The following is a 23688-nucleotide window of genomic DNA, read 5'->3' on the forward strand; positions in this document are numbered from 1 at the left end:
AGAACATTCATGACTGAATATAAGAATATTTTAGTAACGGGTGGTGCCGGCTTCATCGGAGCGAACTTTGTCCGTTACATTGTCGAAGAACATCCTGATGTTTTTGTGACAGTTTTAGATAAATTAACTTATGCTGGTAACAAGGAAAACTTGGCTGGTTTGCCTGAAGACCGCGTAAAATTAGTGGTTGGCGATATTGCTGATGCACCATTGGTTGATCAATTGGTATCTGAAACCGATGCCGTGATCCACTATGCTGCTGAGAGTCACAATGATAATTCACTAAAAGACCCATCACCTTTTGTGCAAACGAATATTATTGGTACCTACACTTTAATTGAGGCAGCACGCAAGTACAACAAGCGTTTCCATCATGTCTCAACGGATGAAGTGTATGGTGATTTGCCACTACGTGAAGACTTGCCAGGTCATGGTGAAGGGGATGGGGAAAAGTTCACCTCAGCGTCGCAATACCGCCCTTCAAGTCCTTATTCATCAACAAAGGCAAGCTCTGATTTGTTAGTCCGTGCTTGGGTGCGTTCATTTGGTTTGCAAGCAACGATCTCTAATACCTCGAACAACTATGGGCCATACCAACACATTGAAAAGTTTATTCCACGACAAGTGACAAATATTATTGCCGGTATCAAGCCGAAACTATATGGCGCTGGTAAAAATGTCCGTGATTGGATTCACACCTATGATCACGCGACTGCTGTTTGGGCCATTTTAACGCAAGGTCAGATTGGTGAGACTTATTTGGTTGGTGCTGATGGTGAAAAAGATAATATCACTGTTTTACGTGCGATTTTGAAAGATATGGGCAAGGCCGAAGATGATTTTGACTTTGTGCAAGATCGTTCAGGGCATGATTTGCGTTATGCCATTGATGCCACAAAAATTCGTGAAGAATTGGGTTGGACACCAAAGTATACAGACTTTGAAACAGGGTTAGCTGACACAATCAAGTGGTATCAAGATAATCAATCTTGGTGGCAAGCTGAAAAAGACGACGTTGAAGCAAAATACGCTCAAAATAACCAGTAAAATGAATTAGTAAACAAAACTCACAACCGTGAGTTTTTTGTCTATGAGGGAGAGAACCAAATGAAGTTTCTAGTTACAGGTGCCAATGGTCAATTGGGTCAAGAACTACAAAAGTTATTGCGGGAACGCAACTTGGATTTTGTAGCTTTTGATTCAAAACAACTTGATATCACTGACCGTGAGGCTGTAATGTCAGTCTTTGAGCAAGTCGATCCAGATGTTGTTTTACATGCGGCAGCCTATACAAAAGTAGACGTCGCAGAAGATGAGGGACGCGATCTGAATTGGCAAGTCAATGTTAATGGGACTAAGAATGTCGCTGATGCCGCGAAGCAACAACAAGCCAAATTAATTGCTGTCTCAACAGATTATGTTTTTGATGGCACTAAAAATAATGATTATGTCGAAACAGATGCAGTAAACCCACAAAATGCTTATGGTCGCGCTAAATTAGCCGGTGAATTAGCCGTAACGGAAAGTGGCGTTGAGGCTTATATTGTGCGTACCAGCTGGGTATTTGGTGAGTTTGGCAATAATTTTGTTTATACCATGCAACGCTTAGCCGCTACACATCCTAAGTTAACAGTGGTAAATGATCAATTAGGTCGGCCAACTTGGACACGTACCTTAGCAGAGTTCATGCTGCATCTAATCAATGCCAAGGCAACTTATGGGATCTATCATTTATCTAATGAAGGCACGACAACATGGTTTGATTTTGCCCGTGAGATTTTAAAGGATACCGATGTTGAAGTTGCACCAGTTACAAGTGCTGAATTTCCACAAAAGGCTTATCGTCCGAGACATTCTGTGATGAGTCTTGAAAAAGCTGAATCAACAGGATTTGAAATACTTAATTGGCGTGAAGCATTGGAGATGTTTTTGACGGGGTTGGCGAGTGAGAGAGTTAAGCGCTGACTACTAGCGTGGGGGTTAAACTCACGCCTACATATTAAACAGATGCTGGTTTGTTAAAGTATCTATCAACTTATTTTGTGGTATCATATTAATGTTTAACAAAAGGACTTGAGCATGAAGTGAACCCCAATAGTTGGACAGAATAAAAAATCTGTTCATAAAGTTATTGGGTTCACTTCACGTTTCTACTTTTTTATTTCGCACTATAAAAAATATGGTAACATGGTAATAAATGTATTAATATTAAATGTTACTCCCTAGGTAATTAAAAGCGGCTAAGGGATTGGAAAGTGAGAGACAGCTAAGATTTGTTGATGCGTAACATATATATTGTATGCGTTATTTGCAACATTGTCGATTTAGTTGGTTAAAACAATAAAATATGACGAATAAGTACGATATTGTAAAGAAAAATATACGTGACAAAATTATCACAGGTGAATTTCAGCAAAGTCAAAAATTACCGACAGAAAGTGAAATGATGGCTTCCTTTGCTGTTAGTCGCTATACTGTTAGGCGGGCCATTTCCGACTTGGAAAACGAAAACTACGTGTACCGTGTGCAAGGCGGGGGATCCTTTGTCGCTGATTGGCAGACGCAAAAAAAGAGTGATAACGATCCTAAAGTTATTGGCATATTGTCTACACACGTGGCGTCCTATATTTTTCCAGCTATCATTGATGGGGCAGACCAAGTAATATCTGAGAATGGCTATTCACTTATTTTGGCGAATACGCACAATGATCCTGAGCGTGAACGTGTCGCATTGACCAGCCTGATGAGCCAAAATTTAGCTGGATTAATTGTTGAACCAACACAAAGTGCCTTAGCCACGCCAAATATTGATCTTTATCAAAAAATAAATCAAATGAACATTCCAGTTATCTTTATTAATGCTACTTATAAAAATATGACTAACTATTCAGTAATTAGTGATGATGAAGCAGCCTTTTATCGGGCAACAAATTATTTGATGACAAAAGGGCATACTAATATTGTTGGTGTATTTCAGGTTGATGATCGACAAGGCGTCCATCGATTAAATGGTTATTTGAAATCATATCAAGATCATCCAGCATTTCTAACGCATTGTGTACCAATAATGTATAAGTCAGATGAAATATCGATTGCGTTAAATAAAGTCACGGATTTGCTGATAGATGATGCTAATCAAAGACCTACAGCAATTATTGCGTACAACGATCAACTTGCGATACGAATCATAGATTTAATCCATGATTTGGGTCTGCGCGTACCAGACGATGTATCTGTTATTGGGTTTGATGATTTTCAACTATCTAAGTATATTTCGCCACGTCTAACTACGATGACACATGCAAAAGAAAGAATGGGGCATGACGCGGCCACGCTTTTAATACAAAAAATAAAGCATCATAAAATTAGCTCGATTGTATACCAATCAGAATTAATTGAACGTGATTCAGTAAAAGATATTAGACCATCATAATTCAAAAAAAAAGATCAGCTTAGAATTTTTATTCTAAGCTGATCTTTTTTATCCTTCAGCTAACAGCGACATGCAATTAGTCACGAAAAATTCATCATATAAAAAAATATAATATTGACTTATACGGACAAATGTTTTATAGTGTGTTTGTAAGCGTTTTCATAAATGGCAAAAAATTCTAGATGACAGTCTTTTGGTGAAAAGGATTATAAAAATAGCAGAAGAGGATTTGGTAATCATGACAGGTAAAAATTATAAGTTTTGGTTTGTGACAGGATCGCAATTACTTTATGGTCCAGAAGTTTTGAAACAAGTAGAGATAGATTCAAAAAAAATGATTGATGCTTTGAATGCTTCAGGCGAGTTAGCTTATCCAATCGAGTTTAAGACAGTGGGCATTACTGCTGAAAATATCACTGAAACAATGAAAGAAGCCAATTTTAATGATGAAGTTGCTGGTGTGATTACATGGGCTCATACATTCTCACCTGCAAAAAATTGGATTAGAGGAACACAATTACTCACGAAACCGCTTCTTCATTTGGCGACTCAAATGTTAGAAACGATTCCTTATGACACAATTGATTTTGATTATATGAATTTGAATCAATCAGCTCATGGCGATAGAGAATATGCTTATATCAACGCACGTTTGCGCGTCAATAATAAAATTATTTTCGGACACTGGGCAGATAAAGCAATTCAAAAGCAAATTGGCGACTGGATGAATGTCGCTGTCGGGTATAACGAGAGTTTCAATATCAAAATTGTGACATTTGGTGACAAAATGCGTGATGTTGCAGTAACCGACGGTGATAAAATTGAAGCGCAAATTAAATTGGGCTGGACAGTCGATTATTGGGGCGTTGGCGATTTAGTGTCATATGTTGAAGCTGTTGATGAAGCTGCTGTCAATAAACTCTATACAGACTTACAACAAAAATATGATTTTGTTGCAGGTCAAAATGATCCAGAAAAATTTGAATATCATGTTAAGTACCAACTACGTGAATATATTGCTATCAAAAAGTTTATGGATGACAAGGGTTATTCAGGATTTACTACCAACTTTGAAGATTTAGTAGGATTGGAGCAATTGCCAGGGTTAGCTGTTCAATTGTTAATGAGTGAAGGGTATGGATTTGCTGGCGAAGGCGACTGGAAGACTGCTGCATTAACTCGATTGCTTAAAATCGTTTCGCATAACAAAGGCACAGTGTTCATGGAAGATTATACTTTAGACTTGCGTAAAGGGCATGAAGCTATTCTTGGTTCACACATGCTTGAAGTTGATCCGACAATTACTTCTGATAAGCCACGCGTAGAGGTACATCCTCTTGGTATCGGTGGCAAAGAAGATCCTGCTCGCCTTGTATTCACAGGTCAGACAGGCGACGCAGTTGATGTCACTTTGGCCGACTACGGTGATGAATTTAAGCTACTTAGCTATGACGTTGTAGGCAATAAGCCCGAGGCTGATACACCATATTTGCCTGTTGCAAAGCAGTTGTGGACACCTAAGTCAGGACTCAAGTCTGGCGCTGAAGGGTGGTTAGCAATTGGTGGTGGGCACCATACAACACTAAGTTTTAGCGTTACTTCTGAACAGTTACAAGACTTGGCCAACTTGTTTGGACTGAGTTATGTAGATATTAAATAAGAAAGGGTAGAAATTAAAATGGTAAGTGAATATATTAATCCGTTAGTTATTCAGCGAGCAGATCCACAAATTTATAAACACAGTGACGGTTTTTATTACTTTAGTGCTTCCGTGCCAGATTATAATCGAATTGAATTACGCAGAGCAAAGACAATAAATGGTTTGGCTCACGCAACACCAAAAACAATTTGGCGTAAACATGATACTGGTGAAATGAGTCAACTCATTTGGGCACCAGAAATTCATTTTTTGAATGGTAAATGGTATGTCTATTTTGCCGCAGCAAGTACAACTGAGTTTGATGAGAATGGTATGTTTCAGCATCGCATGTTTGTGTTAGAAAGCATAGCGGAGAATCCTATGGAAAGTGAGGATAGTTGGATTGAAAAGGGTCGTGTTGAGACGCCGATCGATAGCTTTTCCCTCGATGCAACTGTTTTCACTTTAAAAAACAAATTGTATTATGTATGGGCGCAAAAAGATCCTACTATTAAAGGAAATTCCAACATTTATATTTCTGAAATGGCAAATCCTTGGACATTAAAAACAGAACCTGTTTTACTGACTAAACCAGAGTATGATTGGGAGAAACAAATTTTTTGGGTCAATGAAGGGCCAGCTGTTATTCATCATGATAATAAAATATTTTTAACTTACTCAGCAAGCGCAACTGATGAAAATTATGCGATGGGGATGCTATCTTTGAATGATGATCAGGATGTTTTAAATCCAAATGCGTGGCGTAAATCAGAAAAGCCTGTCTTTACGAGCAATTTAGAAATTAATCAATATGGACCAGGACACAATTCGTTCACTGTTTCAGAAGACGGGACAAAAGATATATTAGTATATCATTCTCGTAACTATACAAAAATAGCAGGCGATCCATTATACGATCCAAATCGTCATACAAATGTCCAAGAATTTGGCTGGGATGTTGAGGGTTATCCAGTATTTGGCTCACCTGTTAATTATAATTACGAATAAATTGTTAGGAGAACAATTAAAATGAAAGCTATATCAAAAGCACATGGACAATTTTGGTCATTTCCAGTTTCTCATTTTTCCTATTTCTTTATTTGGGCAATTGTGAACGGCTACTTGACACTTTGGTTGGAGCAAGTAGCAAATCTATCGGGCTCTGAATCAGGCATGGTGTTTTCATTGATGGCAGGTATGTCACTGATTTATCAACCCATCTTTGGTATTGTGTCAGATCGATTGTTGTTAAAAAAGAACTTAGTATTTATAATTTTATTCGCAGGTGCGTTGATTGGGCCTTACTTCCAGTGGGTCTTTCTGCCAGTATTACATGCCATGAATGCTTTTAGTGTTGCAATATTCACAGGTATATACTTAGCATTCGTGCTTAATGGTGGCGTGTCAGTTATTGAGCAATATATACAAAGAGCGTCATTAGCCAATAAATTTGAATTTGGTCATTCCCGCATTGGCGGATCCGTTGCGGGAATGGTTGCTTCATTTATAGGTGGACGTCTATTTTTGTGGACACCTAACGCAATATTTTGGGCAGCTACAGTAACTGCACTGATTGCTATTGTAATGTTTGCCTTTTTTAACAAAATAAATTATGGCAATGCTGATCTAGTTGGAGAAAATTCAGAAAAACTCAAAGTATCAGATATTACTAAAATATTTAAACTAAAAAATTTTTGGGTGCTAGGTATATTTTATATGGGTGCCTCCGCATTATATGATGTATTCGACCAGCAGTTTATTATATTCTTCCATCAATTTTTCTCTTCAGTTGCTATGTCAACAACCGTTTATGCTAACACTGTTACAGCTCAGATGATTATTGAACTTGTATTAATGATACCTATGCCTTGGATCATTAATAAGATTGGACCTCGAAATGGCTTACTTATTTACGGGTTTATTACTGCAATCCGCATCATCGGTACAGCTTTGGCACCTAATTGGATAGTTATTGTTGCCTTACGGCTACTTGCAGGATTTGAAATGCCATTAGTCTTGGTATCTATTATGAAGTATATTTCTGATTCCTTCGATTTGCGATTATATGCAACAGTTTATGCGTTAGCTGCCAATTTCATGAAGCAAATTTCAGTCTTCATATTTTCAGCGTTAGCGGGAAACATGTACGATAACATTGGTTTTCAAAAAACTTATCTGATTATGGGTGTCTTTGTTCTGGTAGTTTCAATATTTGCTACCATATTTCTTTCAAAAACTGACAGTAATAATTTAAAAATAGTGAACAATAAAGAACCAGAAGAAATTAAAGTATAGATTCGAATGATAAATAACGTATCTTGGTTAAGTATTGTGTCAAATGCCAGGTAAATTAAATAATATATCTGAATAAACAGGTTAATGCGTGATACCTATATTTATTAGAACGCTTCATTTTACAGGAGAAAAAGGGTAATGGTAAAAAAAGAAGTCAAACAAATAATAGAATCAGGAAATGTTGCCTTGGGTATCGAGTTTGGTTCAACTACCATTAAACTATCATTAATCGCTGATGATTTTAAAACGATTGGTTCAGGAAGTTATGATTGGGAAAATAACCTTGAAAACGGCTTGTGGACTTATAGTATTGATGATATTTGGCTGGGATTACAGACAGCCTATCAAAAACTCAACCGACAAGTGTTCAACCATTATGGTGCCGAAATAGCAACTATTAAAAGTCTTGGTGTTTCGGCCATGATGCATGGTTATCTAGCATTTGACAAAAATGATCAGTTATTGGTACCTTTCAGAACTTGGCGTAATGCAACTACAGGGCAAGCATCGACTGATTTAACCAAATTATTTGGTTTTAACATTCCACAACGTTGGAGTATTGCACATTTATATCAAGCGATTTTAAATCAAGAAGCACATGTTAAAAATATTGATTTTTTGACAACACTGGCAGGTTATGTACATTGGCAATTAACAGGTAAAAAAGTAATTGGTATTGGTGATGCATCTGGCATGTTTCCAATTGAAACTGCAACCGGATCTTATAACCAAAACATGATGCAACAGTTCAGTTCATTGAAGTCTGTTCAGCAATATACGTGGCAGATTGCTAACATTTTGCCAAAACCTTTAAAGGCAGGCGAGATAGCTGGTCAATTGACAGAAGTTGGCGCTAAATTGCTAGATCCAACTGGCCGCTTAAAGGCAGGCGCGATTGTGGCACCACCAGAAGGTGATGCAAGTACAGGTATGGTGTCAACAAATAGCATTAAAACAAAAGCTGGCAACATTTCCGTGGGTACTTCAATTTTTTCAATGATTGTCTTGGAACACAATTTAAAGCATGTTTACAATAACATTGATATTGTAAACACGCCAACTGGCTTACCAGTAGCCATGGTGCATGCGAATAATTCAGCATCAGACTTGAATGCTTGGACTAAATTATTTGATCAATTTGCGACGATGATTGGTAGTCATATTTCAACAGATGAGCTTTATAAAATACTCTTCAATGCGGCTTTGAATGACGCTGAGGCAGATGCAGGTGGCCTAACAGGTTATGGTTATTATTCAGGTGAAAATATTACAGCGATGCCAGAAGGTCGACCATTATTGGTTCGTCAACCTGAGTCAGCATTTACCATTGGTAATCTCATGCGTTTTCACTTATTTACAGCATTTGGTGCAATCAAAATCGGTATGCGGATTTTGTCTGATGAGGCAGTTTTGACCGATAACATTGTTGCACAAGGCGGTGTTTTCAAAACGCCGATTGTTGCTCAAAAGTTATTGGCTGCAGCACTAAACACGGACATTACAGTGATGAAAACTGCCAGCGAAGGTGGACCATGGGGTATGGCAATATTGAGCCTCTATGTTACTGATAAATTACCCGACCAAACACTGGATGAATTTTTAGATGATACTGTTTTCGCACATGAAGAATCAGAAACAATCGCACCAGAAACAAGTGATGTTGAAGGATTTGATACATTTATGCAACGGTATATTGCAGGATTAGATATTGAGTTGGCAGCGATCAAAGCACTACCATCAAAAAAGGAAGGAAATCACTGATATGTTAGAAGAATTAAAGCAAACAGTTTATGAAGCTAATATGGCTTTACCTGCTAATAATTTAGTCACATTGACTTGGGGAAATGTGTCACAAATTGATAGAGATAAGGGTGTATTTGCTATTAAGCCTAGTGGTGTTGACTATAACGCCTTAAAGCCTGAAGACATTGTGATTGTAGATTTGGATGGTCATGTTGTTGAAGGCAATTTAAACCCTTCTAGTGATACACCAACGCACGCATTTTTATACAGGCATTGGCCGGATATAGGTGGCATCGTGCATACACATTCTAAGTGGGCTGTAGCTTTTGCGCAAGCAGGAATGGCGGTACCCGCTGCAGGCACAACGCATGCTGACACATTTTATGGGGATGTGCCGGTTGCGGATAAATTGACAAAAGAAGAAGTCGAAGGTGCCTATGAATTAAATACCGGTAAGTCAATTGCACGTGTCTTTGATCGTGATCATATCGATCCAATGGCTATTCCAGGTGTTTTGACAAATGATCATGGCCCATTCACATGGGGTGAAAATGCCATGGCGGCCGTGCATAATGCGATTGTACTAGACGTTGTGTCGGAAATGGCTTATCATACAATGACACTAGATACTGCAACAGATGTTCATGTGCCACAGTATCTCTTGGATAAGCATTATTTCCGTAAACATGGTAAAAATGCCTACTACGGACAAGTTCAATCTTAAAATAAAACGATAAGGTCTATCGACAGAAAAAATGTGTCTGTCAACAAAACTAATCGTTTGTTCAAATAAGGTCTTTAAAAAGATCTTATTTTTTATTTGGTTGATAAATTATTTTAGTGCTAATCGAAGTGACGCCAATTTTTATCTAATAGGGTACGGGCAACAAAGAGACCAAGAGGTAGAAACATCATGATTAAAGCAGCTTTCGTTAGCCAAAGGGCACCAACGCCTATTTGATTGGTGCCAATATTATAAATGGCGCGATAAATATATAGACCTGGAACCATAATCACGATTGATGGCACAGTTAGAGAGATTCTTGGATAGCCATTGTATCGTGTCACAATCGATGCGATTAATCCAGAAAGTAACGCACCGGCAAAGGCTGCCGCAGCGGGAGGGATAACGGTTAAGTCAACTAACTCTAAACGTAATGTGTTGGCCAATGCACCAATAAAGCCAGCAACAATAGCCATTTTTTGCGAGCTATTAAACATGATTGAAAAGCCATAAACGCCACAAAAACTAGCAGGTAATCTGAGCAAGGCAATAACAATAGGTGAAAGGCCAAGTGGTAAAAAGTTTTCAGGTCGAAAATTAAAAATTAAAGCCACTAACCAACCGACTAATGTTGCGACTAACGTAATCATTAATGCATAAGTTAATCTTTCTAACCCTGACCGCATGTCTAGCTTTGACATGTCTAACATACTGGTAATGAAAGGAAATCCAGGAATCACGAATAACATCGCGCCAATGTAACCAGCCTCATGTTGAACCAAAACATGAAAATAAGATTCAAATATTTTGAATGTCAACATATAGACTAGGCAGGCAATAGCGACACTGACAGCAACACCAACAAGCGTTGTAATCGTGTGCTTCCCTAAAGTTGCGCGGACAAAATTACCAATACCAGCACCTAGAAATGAACAAATCATTTCTGGTATGCCACCACCGAGTAGAAAAATAAAAGCGCTACATGCAAGAGCAGCTGCTAAGCCAGCAACGAGGGGTGAATACTGTGTCGGTTTAGTTTGAATATGATTGATTGATTTGTGTATTTGTCGTACTGTTTGCGTTGCAAAAGAATGATCAATATTTCTGACGAAATTTTCTAACGCGTTTAGTTTATCAGTGTTCACACCTGTATTTGGCAAGGATAAAACTTGTGTGTAGCTGTCGCCATCGCTAAAGCAAGTAAACGACAAGGTAATCAAACCAATATCAGCTGAGCAAGTGAGATTTAATTTTCTAGCGGTTTTATCCATAGCATCTCGTACACGCCACGCACCTGTGCCACACGATAGCATCAAAATACCGATGCGGCCAACGATAGAAGCGCGTTCTGGCAAACTGGCCTCTTGTGCGGGCAGTTCATCATTTTGAATTAAGCTTTGCCAAGGAATTGGCATATGATGCGGTTTGGAAATGTTTATTTGTTGTGATTTACTCAATTTGTCCATGATATCGTCCAATGTGTATGACATTAACTTTATTTTAAACCTTGAAGTGTTTTAATGCTAATGTTTAGTTGCCGTGTGCATGGGGTCAGTAACGATTAATAAATTTTTAGCATATAAATAGTAATTGTTAACAATACAATTTACAATTAAAATAATAACACTTTACAAAGTATTAAAATCATAGTAAAACTAATTTATTATTGTGAAAAAATATATTCAATAGCAAGGCCGCAACTTAAATTAAGTCGTTTAGCTGAAAGGAGCCTTATATGACCAACAAAAGAAGTATCATAACTTTGGCAACTTCTATGCTATTCGTAAGGGGGGCAGTCTATTTTCAGCATACAAACGATAAATCAGAAATGTTCGTTCGTTCGTCACGACCTAGTCAATATGAAATGAAACCCTTAGCTAATGAAGCCTCCTCAAGCACAGAAGATGGTGCCATAATGAGTAGCAGTAGCAGTAGCAGTAGCAGTAGCAGTAGCAGTAGCAGTAGCAGTAGCAGTAGCAGTAGCAGTAACAGTTCATCTGAGAACTCAAAGAAACCTGAATCTGAAGCACCAAAGATTACTAGTCGAGCTGTTATATCTGATTCTGGATTACCAACTGCAGGAAACTGGACTGATGACTTTAAAAACGTTAATCAAAATAATGCTTTAGGTATTGCAGGTCAATTTAATGTGTTTGCTAGAAATATGGACACAACCCAGAATCACCCAGTTGATGGTAATTTTGCGACTCAAACTGTAAAAACACAATCTTGGGTTGTAAATGGCAACAAGAGTCTCTCATATGTCCAAAATAACATCACTTCAGATGGTGATTCGATTGGCTTTAATAGTGATACGTTAATTTTAGGGCAATCGTTCAATTATAATCCGGACTTTCAATGGGGAAGACCTGCAATTAATGGCATACGGTTAGATACTGCGCCTAAAAACTTACGTCAAGATGCAAATGGGTCAAAATACATTGATTTTGATGCGGAATTTAATAGACTAAGTACGTCATCTGAAAACATTGCACATTATTCCAAAAATAATGTGCCAATAGTCACTAACTACTATGGATTAATCACTTTTGATGTCACTAATATCCCTGCAAAAGATAATATAAAATATATGACAGTCAAAGCTAGCGATTTGTCTGGTATGAATAATCGATTAAATGTAACGGGTGTTGCAGCAAATCAAAGGATTGTGATTACTGTTGATACAACAGGTGTTAATGATGTATCAACAACAAATTTAACATTTGTGAATGGCACAGAAGATAAAGGCATATTTTTTAATTATTATAACGAAGCAGGACAGTCGAATTTTGCTGGAAATGTGAACCTAGGAACGACTAACGATAATATTGGCGCCGTTTTGGCGCCTCAAGCAACAGTGACATTAGCGACTACAGCATTTAAAGGAAATATCGTTGCCAAAAACTTTATTAATAACTATATGGGTGAACAGTCAGGTAACTATTCGGATATAGCAGTGCCAACAACTGATACACCATCTTCTAAACCTAAGCTACTTTCAGTACCGGATATTGATTTTGGTGATCATAAAATTGGTAGTCAAAATAGTGTTGTGGGTGAATGGCGGGGTAATTTTGCCCTGGAAGGTCACCTAACCAGCAGCAAGATATTACAGCTACCTTGAAAAATGATACGAAAAAAGATGTTACTGTTAATATTGGGGTGAACACAGCAAAAACGAATGTCAATGGTATAGTTGAATATGGAAAAATGATCACCAAAAATGATCGTTCATTGAAACATGATATGAGCGACATTGTTAAAGGTCCATCAAGTGTTGTCATACCGGCTAATTCATCTAAAGATGTGGTTTTTCATATTGCAATGCCTAAGGAAACGTTTGATGGTATATTACTTGGTGGTTTAACCTTTCAACAAAAATCAAGTGAAGTAAACCAAGCGACAGCGAAATCAGGTACGACAATTCAAAATGAATATGCGTATGCAGTTGCTATCATGTTAAAAGAGACAGATAAGTTGGTAACGCCTAATCTTAATTTATTGAAAGTTGAACCGGGACAAAATAATCATCGGAATGTTATCAATGCTAATGTTCAAAATGATCAATCAATTTTACTTTCAGATGTTAAGATTGACGCCAAAGTTTATGCCAAGCATAGTAAGAAGCCAGTATATACTGCGATTAAAAATGGCATGCAGGTTGCGCCAAATAGTCATTTCGATTACCCTATCTCATTGAATGGGACTGAAATGGCCGCAGGCGAATATACACTACGTATGAAAGTGACTGGAACTGCTAATAAAAAGACACAGAGTTGGCAATTTACCAAAAAGTTTAAAATAGCTACCTCAAAAGCAAATGATTTAAACCAATCAGATGTTGATATTAAGGCAAACAGTAACAACCGTAGTTGGTTATATCCTTCAATTGGAATAATTCTGGTACTCATTATTGGTATCTTAATTTTCGTTGTGATTAAACAAAGAAAAAGAGACTGATATTAATTTGAAAAGATAAAAGCGCCATAATCACTAATTTTAGTGATTATGGCGCTTTTATCTGTAGTATCCTACACTGAAATTAGCTCGAACGAATGCCTGATTATGCATAAGCCTCAGCTGAACGCGCAATCATAAAATATGATAAGCTATAAGTATAATATTAATGACAATTGTCACCACATAAGCTAATCACTTAAAGTGAGTTTGGCATAATTAAAACGGAGGAAGCGTACGATATATTGTACGCATATGGCAACGTATGAAAATAGCAATTGCAGGATTTGGCGCACTTGGTGCACGATTAGGTGTTAAGTTACAAGCTGCTGGTCATGAGGTCACAGGCATTGATGGATGGCCAGCACATATTGCAGCGATTAATACGAATGGTTTAATTGTCATTCATGATAATCAAGCCCCTAAAAAGTACTTTGTACCTGTTGTCACCCCTCAAGAAGTTACCGGAGAATTTGATTTAATTATTCTATTAACAAAAACACCCCAACTTGATCGCATGTTAACAGATATTGCCCCAGTTGTTACCAAAAATACACAACTTCTTGTGCTATCTAATGGCTTAGGCAATATTGAAGTCATCGAAAAACATGTGGCGCGTGATCAAATCTTAGCGGGTGTGACGCTCTGGACATCAACGTTAGCTAAGCCAGGTGAAATTCACACAACGGGTAGCGGTTCGATTAAATTACAAGCCATTGGCCATGCGAATGCTGAACCAGTTGTTGAGGCAATGAATCAGGCTGGTCTAAATGTTGAGTTAACTGATGATGTATTGACTGCTATTTGGCATAAAGCAGGTATCAATTCAGTTTTGAATCCTTTGTCGGTATTACTAGATGCAAATATTGCTGAATTTGGCACTGCTGGTAATGGGATGGATTTGGCTTTGACTATATTGGATGAGATCCAAAAAGTTGGCGCTTTACAGGGTATTAAAGTAGACATTGCTGCAATTATGTCTGATTTAACAAATTTGTTAAAACCAGAAAATGCAGGAAATCATTATCCGTCAATGTATCAAGATATTCAAAATGGTAAACGAACAGAGATTGATTTTTTAAATGGGTATTTTTCAAAAATTGGGCATCAAGAGGATGTGCCAACCCCACTCAACACGATGATTACACATCTGATTCATGCTAAAGAAGACATTGAACGTGTCAAAATTGCTAAGCAGCAGGAGACTTTTGAAATTTAGTATGAATGAGTTAAGTATGTCACTTTTAATTGGTATTATTGGAGGATAAATATGACAAAGACAATTGAAACAGCTATTTTTGCAGGTGGATGCTTTTGGTGCATGGTTGAACCATTTGATTCATTACCAGGTATTGAAAAAGTGCGCTCCGGTTATACGGGTGGACATACAGTCAACCCAACATATGAAGAAGTGAGTTCACATACAACGGGTCACACTGAAGCAGTCAAGATTTGGTTTGACCCTGAAAAATTGACTTATGCTGAACTTGTAACCATTTATTGGGAGCAAACAGACCCAACAGATGCTATGGGTCAGTTCCAAGACCGTGGCGATAATTATCGTCCAGTTATTTTTGTTGCTAATCAGGCACAGCGTCAAATTGCTGAACAGTCAAAAGCCAGCCTTGAGGCTTCTGGTCGTTTTGAGCAACCAATTGTGACAACTATTGAGGATGCTAAGCCATTCTATGATGCGGAAGAATATCATCAAGACTTTTACAAAAAAGAGCCGACACGCGAAGCGCTAGAAATGGAACAACGCTTGGCATTTAAACAGAAGAATTGGCATACAAAATAAACAGCGTCAGCTGTTTTTATTTTGTATTCGGATTGTGACGCCAAAATTACCTGTTATATGGTAAAATAAATAGGTTATAGGTGGCTACAAAAACATCTAATTAATTAGGAGAATACGTTAAATCGGATGCCGGTCATCGGTGCGATTTGAACGACCAAAATAAAATGCAACTTGAATTCTTAGGAACTGGCTCTGGTCAACCATCAAAGTTTAGAAATGTGACCAGTATTGCGTTACGTTTACTAGATGAACGCAACGCTGTATGGCTCTTTGATGTCGGTGAAGCAACACAACATCAAATTTTAAAAACAACGATACGTCCGCGTAAAGTTGAAAAAATATTTATATCACATTTACATGGGGACCATATTTTTGGGTTACCTGGCTTTTTGAGTTCACGTTCATTTCAAGGCGCTGATAAAAATGAACCGTTAACAATTTATGGTCCAAAAGGTGTCAAAGAATTCGTGCAGACAGCGCTCCGCATTTCAGAAACACGCCTATCTTATCCAATCGTGTATGCTGAACTTAAGGAAGGCGTGATTTTTGATGACAAAACCTTTCGTGTGGTTGCTGCTAAGATGCGTCATCGCATTGAAACTTGGGGTTATCGTGTCGAAGAAAAAGACCATCCGGGTGAACTTTTAGTAGATAAGTTGCGTCAAGAAAACATACCATCAGGTCCAATATTTGGTCAGCTGAAAGCAGGCAAAGTTGTTACTTTACCAGATGGTCGTATTTTGGATGGCAAAGACTATATCGGTGCCAGACAACAAGGGCGTGTCGTGACTTTTATTTTAGATACACGGCCTAATGATAATATTGAATTATTAGCTGATCATGCAGATGTTCTCGTTCACGAAAGTACCTATGGTGCCGGTGAAGAAGAAGCAAAAATGGCACGGGCACACGCACATTCGACTAGTGTTACAGCTGCTAACATAGCCCAGAGGGCACAGGTCGACAAACTCGTTTTGACCCATTTATCTGCGCGCTATATTGGACCAATGGTTAAGACGTTGATTACAGATGTCCGTCGTATTTTTCCAAATACAATTGTTGCTAGAGATCTCGATATCATCAACATTCCGTTTAAAAAAGAGGTGTGAGGTCAATTACTCACGCGTTAAAGAAGGTTACAATGAGTCAAAAGAACTGGCAGATATTGTCAAAGCCGCCTGAAAAAGTTGTTCGACAACTCCAAACACAATTAAATATTGACCAAATTGCAGCGACAATTGTTGCGCAAAAAGGCTATACAACGCCTGAAACTGCTTTTCAGTATTTACAACCAAGCATTGAGCAATTACATGATCCGATGCTATTGCACGATATGGACAAAGTATTTGAACGGTTAACAGAAGCCGCTTTTGGTGGTGAAAAAATTGTCGTGTATGGTGATTATGATTTAGATGGTGTCACTAGTACAGCAATCATGGTAGAAGCACTTGAAGTGTTAGGGGCAGATGTGACGGCCTATATCCCCAATCGTTTTTCAGATGGTTATGGTCCAAATATTGATGCCTACAAGCGTTTGATTGATGACGGGGCTCAAGTGATTGTTACAGTTGATAATGGCGTTAGCGGTCATGAAGCTGTTGCTTACGCAATGAATCAAGGTGTTGATGTTATTATTACTGACCACCATGAAATGGGACCGACATTACCTGAAGCCTTTGCCATCGTACATCCTCGGCACCCTGATGGGCATTATCCCTTTAATGATCTTTCAGGTGTCGGTGTTGCATTTAAAGTTGCACAAGCGTTACTAACCGATGGTCAGCCGATAGCCGATAAAAGCGAGTTACCAACTGAAATGCTTGATTTAGTGGCGCTTGGTGAAATCGCTGATATGGTCTCATTAACTGATGAAAATCGAACATTGGTGTCTTGGGGTCTGAAACAAATCAATGATAGTCCGCGTCCAGGTTTGGCAGCGCTTTTGAAAAATGCTGGGCAAGCAAGTCACCAACCTATTATTTCAGAAACGGTATCTTTTAAAATTGCACCACGTTTAAATGCGGTGGGGCGCTTAGGTGATGCCAGTCTAGCACTTGACCTATTACTCAGCCAAGACCTCGATACAGCGACCGAACTAGCTTCACAAATTGAAGCAATTAATGCGCAACGTCAAGAAATTGTCGAAGAAGTTTTTGGGGCTGCTAAGCAAATTGCGCTATCTGATGCACACAGTAATGACCAAGTGTTAGTTGTTGCTGGGAAAGAATGGCATCAAGGTATCTTAGGTATTGTGGCTAGCCGACTTGTTGAACTATTACACAAACCAGTCATTGTGTTGAGTCTGGTTTCTGGTAGTTATAAAGGGTCAGGACGTACTTATAGCGATTTCGATTTGTACACTTTGATGGGACAATATCGCGAGTTATATGATACTTTTGGAGGTCATGCCAGCGCTTTGGGGTTGGCTATCTCTGAGAACAACTTAGCGCGTTTACGTGACCAGCTAGCTGATTTACCTGCTCTCGACATAACACAACAAGTTGTTGATGTGAATATGATGTTAACAACGCAAGAACTAACGACAACAGTTTATGATGCGTTAACACTGCTGGAACCTTTTGGCACAGGCAATAGGCAACCAATATTTGAGATTCAAAACCCAAATATTGAAAAAGCCATGACTATGGGGTCAACAAATCAGCACGTTAAGTTAACCTTATCTAACCAAATCGAAGCAGTTGGATTTAATCATCCAGACTGGACAAGTCTTGTTGTTAAACCAAAAAACATGTCGTTTGTAGCAACATTAGGAATCAATTATTTCCGTGGTATGAAGCGATTACAGTTACTTTTAACAGATGTTGTCATACCAAAGACTGTTGAAAAGGATGCACACAAAAAATTCTTTGCGCAGGTTTATAAATTTATTTATAGCCATCAGGATTTAAACTTTGCGCAAAACTTGGATAAAATAGCTCAGCAGCTACACATCACGAAAAATGACCTTAATATTATGGTACAAGTCTTTATTGAGTTAGGCTTTGTCCGAATCATTGATGGTGGTTTCGTAAAAGTTATTCCTAATGCGCCACAAAAAGCATTATCATCGTCAGTAACTTACCATAAGTTCCTGGCAGACCGTTAAATGATTAAATAGAAAGTATGAGTACTTCATATAGAAGGTGTTACTGAGACTGAATAGGATTCAGTCGTGCAGGCATTATTGTGTACTCTGAGAGAAAAATGACAGTAGATTTACACAATTACGTTGCCACAGTTGAAAATTTTCCAGAACCAGGCGTTGATTTTAGAGATTTATCACCTTTAATGGGTGACGGCGTAGCGTATAAGCAAGCCGTTGATGAGATTGCTGATTTTGCCAAAGACTTGGCAATTGACCTCATTGCCGGACCTGAGTCTCGTGGATTCATTGTTGGGTCCCCCTTGGCCTATGCGCTCAATGTTGGCTTCGTTCCTGCGCGTAAGGGCGGAAAACTACCACGTGAAGCAGTCAGTGCCTCATATACACTGGAATATGGTGGCGAAAACGTGCTTGAAATCCATAAAGATGCCATTAAGCCTGGACAACGTGTCTTAATCGTAGATGACTTACTAGCTACTGGTGGTACGATTAACGCCACACGTGAAATAATTGAAAAGCTTGGTGGTGTGGTTGCTGGTGTTGCTTTCATTATTGAATTAAAAGCATTACATGGCCGTGAAAAGATTATGGAAGCTGGGGATGTACCAGCCATGGCCTTAATGACTTACTAAAACAGGTAATATCAATATGAACAAAAAATGAGACGAGAACTTTAGTTCTCGTCTCATTTTACAATAAATACTTGATCATCAATAAAATCAAATGGTTGATGATGTTCGTTCAGAGATAACGGGGCAGAAAGATCTGCTATTTTCCAAAATTGTGCTGAATTAGTCGCACAATTTTTTTCACCAATGACAATAAAATCACCGGTGAAGTTTTGCTGGCGTAGAGTCATGAGTATGTCGACATCACTGGTATCAGTATCGGGCGCCCAACTCATTATTACAACGTCAAAGGGGATCGTCTTAATAGCCTGTAAGCCAGTCATTTGATTGACCTGTGTCCAAAGATCAGGTGTTTGAATGTCCTGATTTTCCCAAGAAAAATTGTCAGTTGCCACCACGTCATCGCCTAAGGCACGTAGACCAGAGGTTAATATGCCATTACCAGCCATGACTTCTAATACGCGTCGACCCGCAATAAATTGATGGAGATCGTTGAGCCAAAGTTGATTAGGTAAATGCCAAATACCAAAAGTAGTAATCAACTCTTGTCTAAAACCAGATAAAAGGTCATCAACAGGCATTAAACGTGGATCATGTATTATTTGTGATTTGCTAAAGCTTAAACGTGGTAAGGGCTGAGTTGGCAGTTCATATCTTTCGAGAGTCTGTAATGTCTTGCTGGCGATAATCAGTTTTTGTTGAATCCAGGTTTGGTCAACAAATTGTGCAGCATAGTTGTTTAGTTTATTGATCATCATCTGTTACATCACGTCGATGTTGTTGTTCACCGGCATGTGACATATAAATATTATAGTGTTTGCCTTGATGAACAAATTCAGAACCGTTACCTTTTTTAATATGCCGTTTCAATCGCCAAATGGTAACTAACGTGATGATACCACCAACAGCTAAGCAAACCAGTATCACCAAGCATAGGATAGCAATAATTGAAAATATAAGCGGCACAGCCACGCCGATAATTGTTAAGAGTATGGGAATAAAGATGAATAAGCCAATGAGCGTCGTGACCAGTGCACCAATAAATTGAACCATTTTTTTCATAATTAGTACACCTCCAAAATAGGTCTTGCATCTTATTTAATGCGCATAAGCATTAAGGTTTTGTAGTAATATGTCCGGTGTGACACGTTGTGTTAAGTGTGGCGTAAAAGCAGCAACTAAGTGGCCGGCAGAGCAATCAGTTAAGACTGTTGTTTGAGATGCCGTAGAAAAATCAATTGTAATACCAGTTTGAATTTTTGGCATGAGCTGTTGTGCTAAATGTTGTTCTTCAATAACAGCACGAATTGTTTCTTTGGTTTCACGATTACTAATAAAATCAGCCACATTGAGCTGTGCTGCTTTTGCGACTGAAACCACCAAATCACGACTATAGGGTTGATGATTGGTAACGATTGCTTGTTGCAACGCCATCAAAAAAGAACGCGCTTTTTTATTGCCTTCAAGTTGCGCCGCCTTAAAATCAAGTGCAACATGGCAAACGGCTGATAGTGTATCTGGTAGGGAAACATCAGGCGTAAGTGATTTTAATTCTTGTGTGGCGTCTGTGGCCATAATTGGAATAAAGCGAACTGTTGCCTTTTGTGCTAAGCTTTCTGTTACGGCTAGCAGGTATTTTTCGGTGCGAAAGCAGGGCTCTGCAAGGGGGTTTAAAAATTGATAAATATCAATCATTGGTTTGATCTCCGTGAAATGAATTTTATTTAATATCCAAAAATTTATTTTACCCGCAAAATAGTGACTTGTCGACTGTTATGCTCAAAATGAGTATTAAAATGTGTTAAAATGAAGAGTAACAGATTAAAAGATTGTGCGCATTTTCCCAAATAAGGCTGTCGAATTGATAGGTGTTTGTGGGTGGTACGCACTTCTTTAATGCTGTAGTGTCGGGTTTTCCGAACTACTAGGATGTTTAGAAAGAGGTGTCGGCATGGATTGGGATCGTTTTTTCGTTCCGTACAAGCAGACGGTAACAGAGTTAAAAATTAAATTACGCGGTTTACGCGATCAATATGAAAAAGATGGTAAAAATTCGCCCATTGAATTTGTAACAGGACGGGTCAAAACACAAGCATCAATTGAAGAAAAAATACTGAGACGGCATTTGGATGAAAAACGGTTGTCCCTTGATTTACAAGATATTGCCGGCGTACGCATCATGACAAAATATATAGAAGATGTCTACACCGTTGTTGAGTTATTGCGTGACCGAACGGATTTTCAAATTTTAGAAGAACGTGATTACGTCATGAACGCCAAACCTTCTGGCTATCGTTCATATCATATTGTGATTGAATATCCCGTACAAATGTACAGTGGCGAACGCAAAGTGCTTGCTGAAATTCAAGTACGAACGATTGCCATGAACGTATGGGCAACAATTGAACATGATTTACGTTATAAACATGGCGATGAGTTGCCCACTGAAGTGGCAGAACAGCTCACAATTTTAGCGGACAAAAATTTCGAATGGGATCAAAGGGTCAGTGAGATTCGGGCGACAGAATGAAGATAGCAATTTTTAATAACAATGTCATAAGCTCACAAAAAATCACACAAGCACTTATTTTAGGTTTGCGAAAACGTGATGTCGAAATTGGTAACGAAGACCCTGATATTGTTGTTTCAGTTGGGGGTGATGGGACACTTTTGGGCGCTTTTCAGCATTATGTTGATCAAATTGACCACATACGCTTTGTCGGACTGCACACTGGGCACTTAGGATTTTATACAGATTGGTTGAGTAGTGGACTTGATGAATTAATTGATAGTTTAGCTAACGATAATGGTCAAAAAGTGACTTATCCACTCCTTGAAATGACTGTTGTGTACGATAGTGGTGAGCATTACAAGTTTTTGGCGTTAAATGAAGCAGCAATCAAGCAACCCACTGGTACATTAGTGGCTGATATTTATTTAGGGGATCAGTTATTTGAACGTTTTCGTGGTGATGGCATTGCCGTGGCGACACCAACTGGCTCAACAGCTTATAACAAGGCCAACGGGGGCGCGGTTTTGCATCCAAACATTCCAGCCATTCAAATGTCTGAAATTGCCTCGATTAATAATCGCGTCTTTCGAACTTTGGGATCACCTTTAGTTGTTCCTGAAGGACAAGAGATTATTATGAGACCAAAAAGTGACCATTTTTTGGTTATGTATGATCAATCAGATATTAAAGTTAAAAATATTACTGAATTACGTTTCCGTGTTGCTGATAAAAAGGTACATTTTGCGGCTTATCGTCATGTCGATTTTTGGCAACGTGTGCACCGTGCTTTCATTAGTGACATTGAGTAATAGGTGTTTACGCAGGTAATTTAAATTAATGAAGGGAAGCGTTTGACGAGCAGTTGTTGGTTGAACGCATGACATAGCAATGCAATTTACATGGACATATTCTGGCACAGAACAACGAAAAGTGAGAACATTTTTACAGGCACATGGTGTCTCACATCGTATGTTTAGCCAAATGAAACACAACGGCGGGGCTATTTTAAAAAACGATAAACAAGTTTATACATCAGATTATTTAGATGATGGCGATCAGGTTACCATTATTATGCCTACAGAAGCAAGTAATGATTTAGTTGTACCCGATTATAAGCCATTGAATATTATTTTTGAAAATGAACATTGGCTCGTCGTTGATAAACCCTACGGTATTACCACGGTACCAGGACATGCCGATCGGTTACATACATTGGTTAATCAAGTTAAAGGTCATTTGGAAGAAATGAATGCTGAGGACTTAGTACCTCATGTTGTGACGCGTTTAGATCGTGACACGTCAGGCATTGTGTTGTTGGCTAAACACCGTTTTGCACATGCAGTAATGGATCAACAATTGCAAGAGCATACGGTTGAAAAATTTTACCTGGCCTATACGAGTGGTCTTCTTCCTGATGATCATGGTGATATTCAAGCACCAATTGGTCGTGTAGATGGGGACTTCATTAAACGTGAGGTACGTGATGATGGGAAACCCTCGCGTACTGAATATTGGGTTGAACGTCGTTATGATGAAAATGGGCAACAACCAATGACACGTGTTAAGGTACAGTTACATACTGGACGAACGCATCAAATTCGTGTTCATTTCCAAAATATTGGTCACCCGTTAGTTGGGGATGATTTATATGGTGGACCACTTTGGTATGGTTTGAAAAGGCAAGCCTTACATGCTTACCATATGCGTTTTTATGATCCTTTTATTGAGTCATATCGCGAATTTAATACTAAATTGCCAGAAGATTTAAAAGGACTCAGAGATTTGAAATAAATTATGAATTCATGATAGACGAGCAGTGATAAATATCATTGCTGCGAGAAAGGTACGAGGTAAG

At 38.5% G+C, this 23688-nt stretch carries 22 protein-coding genes; 18 read left to right on the forward strand and 4 right to left on the reverse strand.

Translation table 11 applies throughout. The annotated features are described in order from the left end of the window. Positions 1-9: 9 nt before the first annotated feature. From rfbB to JOD28_RS04390, 8 genes are all read left to right on the forward strand, one after another. Positions 10-1047 (forward strand): dTDP-glucose 4,6-dehydratase, encoded by a 1038-nt coding sequence (gene rfbB / locus JOD28_RS04355; protein WP_204769654.1) that lies wholly within the window; start codon positions 10-12, stop codon positions 1045-1047. Positions 1048-1107: 60 nt separating this feature from the next. After that, positions 1108-1965, forward strand: coding sequence for a dTDP-4-dehydrorhamnose reductase (gene rfbD / locus JOD28_RS04360; protein ID WP_204769655.1), 858 nt, complete (start codon positions 1108-1110; stop codon positions 1963-1965). Between the two features lie 382 nt (positions 1966-2347). Beyond that, complete coding sequence (locus JOD28_RS04365) at positions 2348-3433, forward strand: GntR family transcriptional regulator (RefSeq protein WP_204769656.1); 1086 nt, start codon at positions 2348-2350, stop codon at positions 3431-3433. Positions 3434-3671: 238 nt separating this feature from the next. Further along, a complete protein-coding gene (gene araA, locus JOD28_RS04370) occupies positions 3672-5093 on the forward strand; it encodes an L-arabinose isomerase (protein WP_239531083.1) in 1422 nt (473 codons plus the stop codon). An 18-nt stretch (positions 5094-5111) separates the two neighbouring features. Next, the gene (locus JOD28_RS04375) at positions 5112-6080 is read left to right on the forward strand and encodes a glycoside hydrolase family 43 protein (protein ID WP_204769657.1); all 969 of its coding nucleotides are present in this window, start codon (positions 5112-5114) and stop codon (positions 6078-6080) included. Between the two features lie 21 nt (positions 6081-6101). After that, positions 6102-7367 carry an oligosaccharide MFS transporter gene (locus tag JOD28_RS04380; protein WP_204769658.1) on the forward strand — a complete coding sequence of 422 codons (1266 nt, stop codon included), beginning with the start codon at positions 6102-6104 and terminating at the stop codon, positions 7365-7367. A gap of 138 nt (positions 7368-7505) precedes the next feature. Continuing rightward, positions 7506-9128, forward strand: a complete 1623-nt coding sequence (locus JOD28_RS04385) for a xylulokinase (RefSeq protein ID WP_204769659.1) — start codon at positions 7506-7508, stop codon at positions 9126-9128. Position 9129: 1 nt separating this feature from the next. Further along, complete coding sequence (locus JOD28_RS04390; RefSeq protein WP_204769660.1) at positions 9130-9834, forward strand: L-ribulose-5-phosphate 4-epimerase; 705 nt, start codon at positions 9130-9132, stop codon at positions 9832-9834. Between the two features lie 119 nt (positions 9835-9953). Here JOD28_RS04390 and JOD28_RS04395 read toward each other — a convergent pair whose 3' ends face one another. Further along, the gene (locus JOD28_RS04395) at positions 9954-11300 is read right to left on the reverse strand and encodes a threonine/serine exporter family protein (RefSeq protein WP_204769661.1); all 1347 of its coding nucleotides are present in this window, start codon (positions 11298-11300) and stop codon (positions 9954-9956) included. A 269-nt stretch (positions 11301-11569) separates the two neighbouring features. On the opposite strand from JOD28_RS04395, the gene JOD28_RS04400 reads away from it, so the two are divergent. The 7 genes from JOD28_RS04400 to JOD28_RS04430 all read left to right on the forward strand — a co-directional run bounded on the left by JOD28_RS04400 (position 11570) and on the right by JOD28_RS04430 (position 19324). Further along, positions 11570-12958, forward strand: a complete 1389-nt coding sequence (locus JOD28_RS04400; protein ID WP_204769662.1) for a collagen-binding domain-containing protein — start codon at positions 11570-11572, stop codon at positions 12956-12958. After that, positions 12955-13794: a WxLIP family cell surface protein gene (locus JOD28_RS04405; RefSeq protein WP_239531085.1), complete on the forward strand. Its 840-nt coding sequence runs from the start codon at positions 12955-12957 to the stop codon at positions 13792-13794. Before JOD28_RS04400 ends, JOD28_RS04405 begins: the two co-directional genes overlap by 4 nt. A 262-nt stretch (positions 13795-14056) precedes the next feature. Continuing rightward, positions 14057-15010 carry a ketopantoate reductase family protein gene (locus tag JOD28_RS04410; protein ID WP_204769663.1) on the forward strand — a complete coding sequence of 318 codons (954 nt, stop codon included), beginning with the start codon at positions 14057-14059 and terminating at the stop codon, positions 15008-15010. A 51-nt stretch (positions 15011-15061) separates the two neighbouring features. Further along, a complete protein-coding gene (gene msrA / locus JOD28_RS04415) occupies positions 15062-15589 on the forward strand; it encodes a peptide-methionine (S)-S-oxide reductase MsrA (RefSeq protein WP_204769664.1) in 528 nt (175 codons plus the stop codon). A gap of 164 nt (positions 15590-15753) precedes the next feature. Further along, a complete protein-coding gene (gene rnz / locus JOD28_RS04420) occupies positions 15754-16698 on the forward strand; it encodes a ribonuclease Z (protein ID WP_204769665.1) in 945 nt (314 codons plus the stop codon). A 32-nt stretch (positions 16699-16730) separates the two neighbouring features. After that, positions 16731-18695: a single-stranded-DNA-specific exonuclease RecJ gene (gene recJ / locus JOD28_RS04425; RefSeq protein ID WP_204769666.1), complete on the forward strand. Its 1965-nt coding sequence runs from the start codon at positions 16731-16733 to the stop codon at positions 18693-18695. A gap of 98 nt (positions 18696-18793) precedes the next feature. Beyond that, a complete protein-coding gene (locus tag JOD28_RS04430; protein ID WP_013103871.1) occupies positions 18794-19324 on the forward strand; it encodes an adenine phosphoribosyltransferase in 531 nt (176 codons plus the stop codon). Positions 19325-19377: 53 nt separating this feature from the next. Here JOD28_RS04430 and JOD28_RS04435 read toward each other — a convergent pair whose 3' ends face one another. From JOD28_RS04435 to JOD28_RS04445, 3 genes are read right to left on the reverse strand one after another with little or no spacing between them, the layout of a single operon-like run. Next, complete coding sequence (locus tag JOD28_RS04435; RefSeq protein WP_204769667.1) at positions 19378-20079, reverse strand: class I SAM-dependent methyltransferase; 702 nt, start codon at positions 20077-20079, stop codon at positions 19378-19380. Continuing rightward, entirely contained in the window at positions 20066-20383 is a 318-nt protein-coding gene (locus tag JOD28_RS04440; RefSeq protein WP_204769668.1) for a LapA family protein, read from the reverse strand. Before JOD28_RS04440 ends, JOD28_RS04435 begins: the two co-directional genes overlap by 14 nt. A 36-nt stretch (positions 20384-20419) precedes the next feature. Then, positions 20420-21016, reverse strand: coding sequence for a DsbA family protein (locus JOD28_RS04445; protein ID WP_204769669.1), 597 nt, complete (start codon positions 21014-21016; stop codon positions 20420-20422). Between the two features lie 256 nt (positions 21017-21272). On the opposite strand from JOD28_RS04445, the gene JOD28_RS04450 reads away from it, so the two are divergent. From JOD28_RS04450 to JOD28_RS04460, 3 genes are all read left to right on the forward strand, one after another. After that, entirely contained in the window at positions 21273-21851 is a 579-nt protein-coding gene (locus JOD28_RS04450) for a GTP pyrophosphokinase (RefSeq protein ID WP_204769670.1), read from the forward strand. After that, complete coding sequence (locus JOD28_RS04455) at positions 21848-22642, forward strand: NAD kinase (RefSeq protein WP_204769671.1); 795 nt, start codon at positions 21848-21850, stop codon at positions 22640-22642. The genes JOD28_RS04450 and JOD28_RS04455 overlap by 4 nt, the downstream gene beginning before the upstream one ends. Before the next feature lie 79 nt (positions 22643-22721). Continuing rightward, complete coding sequence (locus JOD28_RS04460; protein ID WP_204769672.1) at positions 22722-23624, forward strand: RluA family pseudouridine synthase; 903 nt, start codon at positions 22722-22724, stop codon at positions 23622-23624. The last annotated feature ends 64 nt before the right edge of the window (positions 23625-23688 follow it).

Origin of the sequence: Leuconostoc rapi, from assembly GCF_016908715.1 — a bacterium.
Classification (GTDB): domain Bacteria; phylum Bacillota; class Bacilli; order Lactobacillales; family Lactobacillaceae; genus Leuconostoc; species Leuconostoc rapi.

Excerpts from the sequence above, each read along its gene's own strand:
- rfbB (WP_204769654.1), top strand. The coding sequence starts at position 10 with ATGACTGAATATAAGAATATTTTAGTAACGGGTGGTGCCGGCTTCATC.
- rfbD (WP_204769655.1), top strand. The coding sequence starts at position 1,108 with ATGAAGTTTCTAGTTACAGGTGCCAATGGTCAATTGGGTCAAGAACTA.
- JOD28_RS04365 (WP_204769656.1), top strand. The coding sequence starts at position 2,348 with ATGACGAATAAGTACGATATTGTAAAGAAAAATATACGTGACAAAATT.
- araA (WP_239531083.1), top strand. The coding sequence starts at position 3,672 with ATGACAGGTAAAAATTATAAGTTTTGGTTTGTGACAGGATCGCAATTA.
- JOD28_RS04375 (WP_204769657.1), top strand. The coding sequence starts at position 5,112 with ATGGTAAGTGAATATATTAATCCGTTAGTTATTCAGCGAGCAGATCCA.
- JOD28_RS04380 (WP_204769658.1), top strand. The coding sequence starts at position 6,102 with ATGAAAGCTATATCAAAAGCACATGGACAATTTTGGTCATTTCCAGTT.
- JOD28_RS04385 (WP_204769659.1), top strand. The coding sequence starts at position 7,506 with ATGGTAAAAAAAGAAGTCAAACAAATAATAGAATCAGGAAATGTTGCC.
- JOD28_RS04390 (WP_204769660.1), top strand. The coding sequence starts at position 9,130 with ATGTTAGAAGAATTAAAGCAAACAGTTTATGAAGCTAATATGGCTTTA.
- JOD28_RS04395 (WP_204769661.1), bottom strand. The coding sequence starts at position 11,300 with ATGGACAAATTGAGTAAATCACAACAAATAAACATTTCCAAACCGCAT.
- JOD28_RS04400 (WP_204769662.1), top strand. The coding sequence starts at position 11,570 with ATGACCAACAAAAGAAGTATCATAACTTTGGCAACTTCTATGCTATTC.
- JOD28_RS04410 (WP_204769663.1), top strand. The coding sequence starts at position 14,057 with ATGAAAATAGCAATTGCAGGATTTGGCGCACTTGGTGCACGATTAGGT.
- msrA (WP_204769664.1), top strand. The coding sequence starts at position 15,062 with ATGACAAAGACAATTGAAACAGCTATTTTTGCAGGTGGATGCTTTTGG.
- rnz (WP_204769665.1), top strand. The coding sequence starts at position 15,754 with ATGCAACTTGAATTCTTAGGAACTGGCTCTGGTCAACCATCAAAGTTT.
- recJ (WP_204769666.1), top strand. The coding sequence starts at position 16,731 with ATGAGTCAAAAGAACTGGCAGATATTGTCAAAGCCGCCTGAAAAAGTT.
- JOD28_RS04430 (WP_013103871.1), top strand. The coding sequence starts at position 18,794 with ATGACAGTAGATTTACACAATTACGTTGCCACAGTTGAAAATTTTCCA.
- JOD28_RS04435 (WP_204769667.1), bottom strand. The coding sequence starts at position 20,079 with ATGATGATCAATAAACTAAACAACTATGCTGCACAATTTGTTGACCAA.
- JOD28_RS04440 (WP_204769668.1), bottom strand. The coding sequence starts at position 20,383 with ATGAAAAAAATGGTTCAATTTATTGGTGCACTGGTCACGACGCTCATT.
- JOD28_RS04445 (WP_204769669.1), bottom strand. The coding sequence starts at position 21,016 with ATGATTGATATTTATCAATTTTTAAACCCCCTTGCAGAGCCCTGCTTT.
- JOD28_RS04450 (WP_204769670.1), top strand. The coding sequence starts at position 21,273 with ATGGATTGGGATCGTTTTTTCGTTCCGTACAAGCAGACGGTAACAGAG.
- JOD28_RS04455 (WP_204769671.1), top strand. The coding sequence starts at position 21,848 with ATGAAGATAGCAATTTTTAATAACAATGTCATAAGCTCACAAAAAATC.
- JOD28_RS04460 (WP_204769672.1), top strand. The coding sequence starts at position 22,722 with ATGCAATTTACATGGACATATTCTGGCACAGAACAACGAAAAGTGAGA.